General features: G+C 45.5%; 8 protein-coding genes. All 8 read right to left on the reverse strand.

The features are described from left to right. Positions 1–3: 3 nt before the first annotated feature. A complete protein-coding gene (gene dnaE, locus AB4274_RS14355; RefSeq protein WP_136982700.1) occupies positions 4–3483 on the reverse strand; it encodes a DNA polymerase III subunit alpha in 3480 nt (1159 codons plus the stop codon). Between the two features lie 113 nt (positions 3484–3596). Next, entirely contained in the window at positions 3597–4217 is a 621-nt protein-coding gene (gene rnhB, locus AB4274_RS14360) for a ribonuclease HII (protein ID WP_017063371.1), read from the reverse strand. Between the two features lie 33 nt (positions 4218–4250). After that, positions 4251–5447, reverse strand: a complete 1197-nt coding sequence (lpxB, locus tag AB4274_RS14365) for a lipid-A-disaccharide synthase (RefSeq protein WP_017066406.1) — start codon at positions 5445–5447, stop codon at positions 4251–4253. Positions 5448–5576: 129 nt separating this feature from the next. Then, entirely contained in the window at positions 5577–6365 is a 789-nt protein-coding gene (gene lpxA, locus AB4274_RS14370) for an acyl-ACP--UDP-N-acetylglucosamine O-acyltransferase (protein ID WP_017066405.1), read from the reverse strand. A 1-nt stretch (position 6366) separates the two neighbouring features. Then, on the reverse strand, positions 6367–6819 hold the full coding sequence (gene fabZ / locus AB4274_RS14375; RefSeq protein WP_009847408.1) for a 3-hydroxyacyl-ACP dehydratase FabZ: 453 nt from the start codon (positions 6817–6819) through the stop codon (positions 6367–6369). A 93-nt stretch (positions 6820–6912) separates the two neighbouring features. Then, positions 6913–7944 carry a UDP-3-O-(3-hydroxymyristoyl)glucosamine N-acyltransferase gene (gene lpxD, locus AB4274_RS14380; protein WP_372112404.1) on the reverse strand — a complete coding sequence of 344 codons (1032 nt, stop codon included), beginning with the start codon at positions 7942–7944 and terminating at the stop codon, positions 6913–6915. A 5-nt stretch (positions 7945–7949) separates the two neighbouring features. Further along, on the reverse strand, positions 7950–8450 hold the full coding sequence (locus tag AB4274_RS14385; protein ID WP_017063367.1) for an OmpH family outer membrane protein: 501 nt from the start codon (positions 8448–8450) through the stop codon (positions 7950–7952). A gap of 27 nt (positions 8451–8477) precedes the next feature. Then, positions 8478–10883: an outer membrane protein assembly factor BamA gene (gene bamA / locus AB4274_RS14390; RefSeq protein WP_048606669.1), complete on the reverse strand. Its 2406-nt coding sequence runs from the start codon at positions 10881–10883 to the stop codon at positions 8478–8480. Positions 10884–10915 lie beyond the last annotated feature (32 nt).

A 10915-nucleotide genomic window follows, 5' to 3' on the forward strand; every position in this document is an offset into this window, starting at 1 on the left:
ATTTTAGTTAAATTCGAGTTCTACTTGGCTATTTCCAAGCAGCTGTTTTAATTCGTCTAGTAATGTATCACTTGGCGTCACACGCCATTCTGTGCCCAATGTTAACCGCGCTCTAGCGTCGGCACGCTGGTAGTATACATTGACTGGGACCGTTCCGGCTCTATAAGGTTCTAAGATTTGACTAAAGCGTTCAAAAAATTGACCGTTAATTTGGGATTGGTCGATAGATATCGACACCCCACGAGCATATTTCTCACGGGCGCTTCCTAAGTCCATGACCTCGCGCGCGGACATTTTAAGCCCGCCATTGAAATCATCAAAGCTGACCTGTCCGGAAACGACCACAATTTTGTCTTTTTCGAGCAATTCTGCGTAGCGATCGAGCGCATCCGAGAACAACATCACTTCCATTCGGCCCGAACGGTCATCAAGTGTCATCAAACCAATTCGCGTGCCGCGCTTCGTCGTCATCACTCTCGCAGCAATCACCAAGCCTGCAATTGTTAGTGATTGGTCACGACGCGTTGGCGTGGCATCTTTCAAACGACAGCTAGTGTATTTCGCTAACTCTTTGATGTAAGCGTTAACCGGGTGACCAGTTAAATACAAACCAAGCGTTTCACGTTCACCCTCAAGCCAAATCTTCTCAGGCCATTTAGGCACTTGGGTATACTTGTGTTCAACCTCTTCCGGAGCGTCGGTCAACACGCCAAACATATCAGATTGACCAAAAGACTCGGCATGGTGATGTTGACTCGCTGCCTTCACCGCATCTTTCAAAGATGCCATCATCGCCGCTCGGTGAGGACCTAATCTATCTAAGGCTCCGGATAGAATCAACTTTTCGATAACACGTTTATTAACCTTCTTCAGATCAAGACGTGCACAGAAGTCGAATAAGTCTTTAAAGTAACCACCTTTATTTCGCGCTTCAATAATCGCTTCAATAGGGCCTTCACCGACCCCTTTGATCGCACCGATGCCATAAACAATCGCGCCATCTTCATCCACGTTAAAGCGGTACAGACCCGAGTTGATATCTGGTGGTAAAAGCTTGAGCTTCATACGGAAACATTCATCAACAAGGCCGATAACCTTCTCGGTGTTATCCATATCCGCTGTCATTACCGCAGCCATAAATTCCGCTGGGTAGTGCGTTTTCAGCCATAGCGTTTGATAAGAAACCAGTGCGTATGCGGCCGAGTGAGATTTGTTAAAGCCGTAGCCCGCAAATTTCTCTACCAAGTCAAAGATCTTCATGGCCAGTTCGCCATCAACACCATTGGCTTCAGCGCCCTCTTTAAAGGTACCACGCTGCTTTGCCATCTCTTCTGGCTTTTTCTTACCCATCGCACGACGCAACATATCCGCTCCGCCAAGCGTATAACCAGCGAGGATCTGTGCGATTTGCATTACCTGTTCTTGGTACAGGATGATGCCGTACGTAGGTTCTAGTGTCTCTTTAAGCGATTCGTGCTGCCACGTTTCATCTGGGTATGAAACCGCTTCTCGGCCGTGCTTACGGTCGATAAAGTTATCTACCATGCCTGATTGCAGAGGACCCGGACGGAACAAGGCTACCAATGCGATAATATCTTCAAAACAGTCCGGTTGTAGACGTTTGATCAGGTCTTTCATACCACGCGATTCCAGCTGGAATACCGCGGTGGTTTCAGAATTTTGTAATAGGTTAAATGACGCTTGGTCATCAAGAGGAATCGACTCGATACGAACCGGTTCTTTCCCCTCTTTCTTCAAACGTGGATTCACTAGGCCTAACGCCCAGTCGATGATGGTCAGGGTACGCAGCCCCAAGAAGTCGAACTTAACCAAGCCAGCCGTTTCAACGTCATTCTTATCGAACTGCGTTACTGGGAAGTTACCTTCTGCGTCGGCATAGATTGGCGCAAAATCGGTGATCGTGGTGGGTGAGATAACAACACCACCTGCGTGCTTACCGGCATTTCGCGTACAACCTTCAAGGATGCGACACTTATCAATCAGCTCACGAACTTCTTCATCGCCATCGTAAAGCTCTGGCAATGCAGGTTCAGCAAGGAATGCTTTCTCTAGCGTCATACCCGGGTCTGGCGGTACAAGCTTTGAAATTCGATCGACGAAACCAAACGGGTGGCCCAATACACGGCCTACATCGCGGATTACCGCTTTTGCCGCCATGGTACCAAAGGTGATGATCTGAGAAACGGCATCACGACCGTACATTTCAGCCACGTGATCAATAACTTGGTCACGCTTATCCATACAGAAGTCGATATCGAAATCGGGCATGGATACACGTTCTGGGTTCAAGAAACGTTCGAAAAGTAGATCGTATTCAAGTGGATCGAGATCGGTGATATCCAAGGCGTAAGCGACTAGAGAGCCGGCACCAGAACCACGGCCAGGACCTACTGGCACATCGTTGTCTTTTGACCACTGGATGAACTCCATTACGATCAAGAAGTAACCTGGGAAACCCATGTTGTTAACAACTTCGAGCTCAATCTTGAGTCGCTCATCGTATTCCGGTCTGCGCTCAGCACGCACTTTTTCATCTGGGAATAGGAACGCTAGACGTCGCTCAAGGCCTTCTTCAGATTTCTTGATCAAGAAGTCTTCAATCGCCAAACCTTCCGTTGGGAAGTTAGGCAGGAAGTACTCGCCCAGACGAACCGTTACATTACAACGCTTAGCAATCTCAACACTGTTCTCAAGTGCTTCAGGGATATCGGAGAACAACTCGCACATCTCTTCTTCGCTACGAAGATACTGTTGCGCGCTGTAATTTTTAGGACGACGAGGATCGACCATAGTGAAACCATCATGAATTGCCACGCGGATTTCATGGGCATCAAACAGGTCTTCAGTTAGAAAAACCACTTCGTTGGTTGCGACAACAGGCAGGTCTTCCTGTTCAGCAAGCTCTAACGCAAAGTGTAAGTATGACTCTTCATCTGGTCGTCCGGTACGAATCAGTTCCAAGTAAAAACGATCGGCGAAGTACGTTTTGTAAAACTCGACGCTGCTTGCAACCAAGTCACGGTTACCTTTCAGCAACGCCTTACCAATCTCACCTTCTTTGGCGCCCGATAGAATGATCAGGCCTTCTGCATTCTCAATTAGCCACTCTTTATCAATAACAGGCTGATGTTGAACATGACCACGAAGGTAAGCTTTTGAGATGAGTAACGTTAGGTTGTTATAACCTTTATTGTTCGTTGCGATAACGGTGAGCTTGGTCAACTCGTCACCGAATTCTGGAGACTGCATCAAGAAGTCAGCACCAATAATAGGTTTAACCCCACACCCATGGGCAGTACCGTAAAACTTCACTAAACCACACAGGTTGGTAAAGTCGGTCAATGCTAGAGCAGGCATACCCATTTCAGCGACTTTTTTAACTAATGGTGGCACCTTGGATAGGCCATCCACCATCGAAAAGTCACTGTGTACGCGTAGGTGAACAAATTTTGGATCTGACATTATTTTTCCTGAGTTCTAGGTTTGAGCCTAGGATTACAACTGTGTGTATTCTATTTTTTTCTAATACAAGTTAGCAACTTTATTCGATGCTAAGCTCTAGTTAACGTAAAGCTCTAATCTATACCAAGAATACGTTTTACTGGCTTAAAGCTCTTGCGGTAATGCTCGGTTACACCATGTTTTTCAATCGCTTCGAAATGCGCTTTGGTCGGGTAACCTTTATGCTTAGCAAAACCAAACTCTGGATGAAGTTTATCAAGATCTTCCATCTCTTGGTCACGAACGACTTTTGCGATAATAGACGCCGCACTGATTTCAGCCACTCGCAAGTCCCCCTTCACAATCGCAAGACCATCCATCGGCAGTTCTGGGACTCGGTTTCCATCTATCAACGCCATATCAGGTTGAACGCTCAACCCCGCGATAGCTCGCTGCATAGCAACCATCGTCGCTTGCAGAATATTCAACTCATCAATTTCTTGTGGAGAACAACGACCGACAGACCACGCCAAAGCTTTCTCTTTGATTTCAGGAAGTAACGCAAGACGCTTTTTCTCAGACAATTTCTTTGAGTCGTTCAAGCCTTCGATTGGGTTGTTTGGATCAAGGATAACCGCAGCGGTCACCACGTCGCCAACCAAAGGGCCACGCCCTACTTCATCCACGCCAGCAAACAGCTGGTAACCTTGCGGGTATTCAAATGGAGGAAGCTCTTTTTTTTCTTTTACTGCCATAACTAATCTCTTAATGTTCTGTAAATAAGCGCTTTATGCTTCAACAAAAGGTCGGTCAATCAATTTCAATACTGCGTTAGCGGCTTGTTTGTCTGCGTCTTTGCGGATCCAGTGATGCATCTCGGTAAAGCGTTTGATCAAGGCACTGTTATCGGCTGATAGCATTTTATCGACAGACGGGAACAAAAAGTCTGGGTGGCACTCTTCAAGAATATGCTCTTTCACGATCTCTTCACCAGCCAAAATATTCGGCAGTGACACAAACTCAGTGATCGCCAACTTCTTAACAATGTAACCCGTCAGCTTATTTACTTTGTAACCAACCACCATAGGGCGTTTAAGCAACATACATTCAAGAGCCACGGTACCTGAAGCCAAGAGCACAGAATCAGCGGCGGTAATCACGTTGGTTGCCGTATCTTCGACTAACGTGAATTCAAGCTCAGGTGCGGTCGATTGCCAGATTTCAGTAAACTGCTTTTTACGCTGCTCGTTAACGAGCGCAACAACAAAATTGATATCCGGATACTTCTGCTTGATACGTTGGCAAGTTTCGATAAATGGCTGAGCAATCAAACCCATCTCACCACCACGACTACCCGGTAATACGGCTAACCACTGCTTGTCTTGATCAAGACCTAACAGCTCTCGAGCATCTTGTTTACTAGGCTCTAAAGGAATCGCGTCTGCCAACGTGTGACCAACAAACTCACAGGCAACGTTATATTTATCGTAGAACGCTTTTTCGAACGGCAAGAAAGCCAAGACTAAGTCGGTTGCTTTGTCGATTTTAAAGATACGCTTTGGACGCCAAGCCCACACTGAAGGGCTCACGTAATGCACCGTTTTGATACCAGCGTTCTTAAGGTCTAACTCAAGCCTTAGGTTGAAATCAGGCGCGTCGATACCGACAAAGACATCGGGTGGATTTTGAGTGAAATACTTAACCAGCTCTGCTTTTACTTTTAACAAGCGAGGTAAACGGCCAAGCACTTCAACTAAGCCCATAACGGCCAGCTCTTCCATCTCGAAAAGAGACTCACAACCTAGGGCTTTCATTTTCGGCCCGCCAATGCCAACGAACTCTGCATTCGGGTATTGTGATTTGATCGCTTTGATAAAGCCTTCACCAAGCGTATCGCCAGACAGTTCGCCGACAACAATGCCTACGCGCAATGGTTCATTCGAAACGAAGTCCGAGCTATTGGTTGCTGCTTCTTGCTGTGCCATAGTTTTTCAATTCCCTTGTTGCCTAAAACAAAAAAGACCGCCTAACGAGTAGCGATCTTTTTGTTATACCATTCTGATGAAGTAGTTATTGCCATACTCACATTGATTGGTACATAACCATATCGAGTATTAACGAATAATACCGCGCTCAGAGTTCTCTAGCATTTCAAGCATAGGCGCTACCGAAGTAAACTCTTTTGCCATTTCAACTAAAGCCACTTTCGCTTCTTCAAGTGTTTTACCTGAACGGTATAGCTCTTTGTACGCTTTCTGTAGTGCACGAATTTCAGGTTTCTCAAATCCGTTACGCTTCAAGCCTACTAGGTTAAGGCCGAATGGAGCCGCGTGGTTACCCTGTGCAAGCACGTACGGCAGTACATCTTGAACAACTGCAGAACAGCCACCAATGTATGCGTAAGCACCAATTGAGCAGAATGGGTGAATCGCAGAAAGTGCCATAACACCAGCGTAGTCGCCAACCGTTACATGACCGCCAAGAATAGCGTTGTTACCAATGTGAGTGTGGTTACCAACAATAACATCGTGCGCTACGTGAGCATTAACACAAAGTAAGTTGTCATCACCAATCACTGTGGTTGCTTTGTCTTGAACCGTACCACGATGGATTTGAACCGCTTCACGAATTACGTTGCGATCACCGATTACAACTGTTGTGTCTTCGCCGCCGTATTTCTTATCTTGGTTTTCTTCACCGATAACAGCGTGTGGGAAGATACGATTTTCTTTACCAATGGTTGTGTGACCTTTGATCACAACGTGCGACATCACTTCAGTGTCGTCACCAATTGTCACATTACCAGCAATGTAAGTGAAAGGCCCAACCGTCACGTTAGCACCGATAGTTACATCACCTTCGATTACTGCTGCCGGGTGAATTTTCGCTGTTTCATGAATCATATTAAAACTCTCTACGAGCACATTTAAGTTCAGCTGAACATACAACTACGCCGTCAACCTTAGCAACACCATTAAACGATGCGATGCCACGACGTTCTTTTAAGAATTCAACTTCGATAACCAGTTGGTCACCTGGTACTACTGGCTTACGGAATTTAGCTTTATCTACGCTAGCAAAGTAGTACAACTCGTTGCCAGAAGGCGCACCGAAAGATTTGAATGCTAGAAGGCCTGTTGCTTGTGCCATTGCTTCTAAGATCAACACGCCTGGGAATACAGGAAGCTGAGGGAAGTGGCCTGTGAACTGAGGTTCGTTAACAGAAACATTCTTAATTGCGGTCAGTGTTTTTTCTTTTTCAAAGCTAGTCACACGATCAACCATTAAGAATGGGTAGCGATGAGGTAGTAGTTCCTGAATTTCAGTAATGTTCATCGTTGTCTGTTCAGTAGTCAAAGTCGTATTCCTATGTATATTCTTTATTTAATTAGAAGGATTATAAACGAAAAAGACTCGCTGTACGCGAGCCTTTTATTAGAAATGCTGGAATTATGATTCCGCGCTCTTCTCAATAAGTTTTTCAACGGTTTTCAAACGCTTGTTCATTTCATCAATACGATGAACTCGCGTTGCTGTTTTACGCCAATCTTTATTTGGCTGTAAAGGAATACCTGAAGAGTACATGCCTTTCTCAGTGATGCTGCGCATTACCATCCCCATACCGGTGATTGTAACGCCATCAACGATTTCAATGTGACCATTAATCACACTGCCGCCACCAATAATACAGTACTTACCTATCGTCGTGCTGCCTGCGATGATAGTACCACCCGCAAGAGCAGAACCATATCCGATGTGAACATTGTGAGCAATCTGAAGTTGGTTATCTAGGATAACGTTGTCTTCAATGATTGTGTCATCTAATGCGCCGCGGTCGATGGTAGTACACGCGCCAATTTCTACGCGGTTACCGATGCGAACCGAGCCGACTTGCGGGATCTTAACCCATTCGCCTTTCTCGTTCGCATAACCAAAGCCATCAGAGCCAATAACAGTACTTGATTGGATCAGACATGCTTCTCCAATCACCACTTCATGGTAAACACTTACGTTAGCCCACAGCTTAGTGCCTGCGCCAATTTTTGCATTTTTACCAATAAAGCAACCAGCACCGATGATCACATCATCACTAAGTACCACACCAGACTCAATCACAGCGTTCGCACCAATAGACACATTTTGTCCAATAGTTGCATCGCTAGAGATTGAAGCAGAATCAGCAATAGCCGCTGCGGGTGCAGGAGTAGTATCAAGCGCTTGAGCAACCTTAGCAAAAGCAACGTAAGGGTCACTAACCACAATAACGTTGGTCTTACACAGTTCGCGCTCACTCTCTTTAACCATAATAGCGGATGCTTTACAGTCACCTAGGTGCTTGCTGTACTTCACGTTAGAAAGGAACGTAATGTTGCCTTCTTGCGCTTTATCCATAGGAGCGACTGCTGAGACAGTAATCGTACCGTCTCCGTGTAGCTCTCCCCCAGTAATCGTTGCCAATTCGGCTAAAGTCAGGTTCTTCATAAAACTTATTTCAGTGATTTAATTACTTGCTCAGAGATGTTGTATTCAGGCTTACCGTATTGTAGAGCTTGAATATCAACGATCATGTCGTAGCCTTCTTTCTCTGCAACTTTAGTTACAGCATCTTGAATCACTTTGAACAGCTTCTGCTTCTCTTGTGCTTCACGACGTTGACTTGCTTTTTCTAGTGCTTGAGCTTTGATTTTGTACTTGCTGTCCAGTTGGCCTACTTCGATACGAAGTTTCTCAACTTCTTCAGGGCCTAGTAGCTCGCCATCACGCTTAAGCTTTTCAATCTTCGTTTTCGCTTCAGCTTGAATGCTCTGTAGCTCAGCCGCTTTATCTTTGAACTCTTCCTGCATTTTTTGAAGAACAACTTCACGCTGAGGTAGAGCCTGGAATACTTGTGCAGTGTTTACATAACCCACTTTTTGCGCAGCTTCAGCAGCTGTTGCAAAGAAAGAAGAGCTAAGAACTACAAGGCCTAAACCTGCTGCTTTAATCATATTTTTCAAAATATTGTCCTTTAAATATTAGAAAGTTCTACCAATGGTAAATGTGAAGAATTCCTCATCATCACCTTCGTAAATTTTAACTGGTTTCGCTAGAGAGAAAACCAGTGGGCCCATCGGTGACATCCATTGAAGAGCGGCACCATAAGATGAACGGTAATTTGTTGGATCAGAGTAATCGTAGTAGTACTGGCTGCCACTATTTGGTGCGCCGCGGTCTACGAATTCGGTATCCCATACACTCGCCATGTCAAAGAAGACACTGGTACGAATCTGGCTACGCGCTTCATCAGAAGCAAACGGCGTTGGTACAATTAACTCTAAACTTGCCAAAGCAACCGCGTTACCACCTACTGAGTCATCAGTAGCTGAATCGTATGTAGGGTTGTTACCCGTGCTGTTCCCGTAAACGGCTTTCGGGCCTGCCGAGTTAGAGCCAAAACCACGTAGGGTTGTAAAACCACCTGCGTAATAGTTCTCGTAGAATGGGAACAAGTTATCGTTACCATCCGTTTGACCATAACCATTACCATAGCCTAATCGGCCACGCATCAATAGTGTGAACTCATGCTTTTTGGTCAGCGGGATGTAATGTTTTACATCGTACTGCATTTTGAAGTACTGAGCATCAGAACCGGGTACCGTCACCTTAGCAAAAGCACGTTGATGGTTACCTTCGGTTGGGAAGAAACCACGGTTAAGATTGTTACGAGTCCAAGAGATATTGATGTCGAAATCATCGGTTAGAATGTGTTCGTCACCATATTGGTCAATACTTCTCGCGAACTGTTCAACTTGGATGTAGGTCGGAACGTTACCGATCTTGTTGTGCGTATAGCCAACACCAAACTCGAGACGGTTCAGCTCATCCATAGGGAAACCCCATGTTAGGCTGGTACCATAACTTTGGTTGGTATAGTCGACGATACCCGCTTCAGAGGCTTCGAATTCGTTGTAGAAGATCTTACCGCCCAAGCTCACACCATCAAGGTTCCAGTATGGGTCACGGTAGTCCAAGCTTACGTTCTTTTGGTAATCGTTCATCATGGCACTTACGCCAACACGGTTACCAGAGCCCGCGAAGTTGTCTTGTTGTAAACCAACTTGGAAACTAACACCTGATTCAGTACCGTAGCCAACACCAAAGTTGATACTGCCTGAGTTTGCTTCCTTAACGTTGTAGACCAAATCAACTTGGTCTTCACTGCCAGGAACACGCACTGTTTGTACATCAACCGTTTCAAAGAAACCTAAACGGTTAAGACGGCTCTTACCGGTATCAATTGACTTAGAGTTAAGCCAGCTGCCTTCCATTTGACGCATTTCACGACGCAGTACTTCGTCTTTCGTTGAGTTGTTACCCGTGAATCGAATATCACGAACGTAGATACGGCTGCCCGCTTCTACATTGATAACCAACGACACTTCTTTGGTCTCATCGTCAAATTCAGGAATCGTGCGAACTTGTGGGTACGCATAACCAGATTCACCAAGAATTCGTTTTACGTTCTCTTCCAAAGACGTTACCGAAGAGCCGTTATAAGTATCGCCGTCTTCAAATGGCACTAACGCTTCGAAGTCAGCCTCACGACCGATTAACTCACCACGGAAAGAGACATCTTTAACCGTGTAAGCTTCGCCTTCGTCTAGGCCAAGTGTGATGTAAACACCTTTCTTGTCTGGAGAGATCGCCACCTGCGTAGAGTCGACCTTAAACTTCAGGTAACCACGGTCAAGGTAGTAAGATTTCAGCGCTTCGATATCACCGGCTAAGACTTGCTTCTGGTATTTTTCATCTGCAAGGAAATTCCACCATGCAACATCAACATTCAGATTGAAACGACTAAGCAGTTCAGAGTCTGAGAAGACTTCATTACCGATAAAGTTGATTTGCTGAATCTTAGCGGATACGCCTTCAGTAAACACAAACTTAAGGTCAGAACGGTTACGTGGCAGAGGTGTCACAACCGCTTTTACTGTCGCGTTGTACTTACCCACGCTGTAGTAAAAATCTTCAAGGCCTTTCTCAATGTTACTCAGCGTAGTGCGGTCAAGCGCTTCACCTTCACGAACACCAGACGCATCTAGGTTCTGCTGAAGCTGCTCTTCTTTGATCGCTTTGTTACCTGAGAATGAAATGCTCGCGATGGTCGGTCGTTCTTTTACTTGAACAACTAAAACACCTTCATCGCGAAGAACTTTAACGTCCTCGAAGTTACCTGAAGCATACAGTGCACGAATGATCTCAGATACATCGCTTTCATCCACTTCATCGCCAATACGCACTGGCATTTTCAGTAGAGCTGCACCAAGTGCAACACGCTGTAAACCTTCGATCTTGATATCTTGAACCACAAAGTTTTGTGCTCCGTTCGCAGCCACACTAGTGGCCAATAGACTTGCGAACAGAATTTGCTTAATCGCCATACTTATTCTAATTATTCCTTGCTACTACCAAT

This window comes from Vibrio sp. 10N.261.55.A10, from assembly GCF_041470825.1.
Classification (GTDB): Bacteria; Pseudomonadota; Gammaproteobacteria; order Enterobacterales; family Vibrionaceae; genus Vibrio; species Vibrio crassostreae_C.

Coding starts and splice junctions, on each gene's coding strand:
- AB4274_RS14385 (WP_017063367.1), bottom strand. CDS start 8,450: ATGATTAAAGCAGCAGGTTTAGGCCTTGTAGTTCTTAGCTCTTCTTTC.
- dnaE (WP_136982700.1), bottom strand. CDS start 3,483: ATGTCAGATCCAAAATTTGTTCACCTACGCGTACACAGTGACTTTTCG.
- lpxA (WP_017066405.1), bottom strand. CDS start 6,365: ATGATTCATGAAACAGCGAAAATTCACCCGGCAGCAGTAATCGAAGGT.
- lpxD (WP_372112404.1), bottom strand. CDS start 7,944: ATGAAGAACCTGACTTTAGCCGAATTGGCAACGATTACTGGGGGAGAG.
- bamA (WP_048606669.1), bottom strand. CDS start 10,883: ATGGCGATTAAGCAAATTCTGTTCGCAAGTCTATTGGCCACTAGTGTG.
- rnhB (WP_017063371.1), bottom strand. CDS start 4,217: ATGGCAGTAAAAGAAAAAAAAGAGCTTCCTCCATTTGAATACCCGCAA.
- lpxB (WP_017066406.1), bottom strand. CDS start 5,447: ATGGCACAGCAAGAAGCAGCAACCAATAGCTCGGACTTCGTTTCGAAT.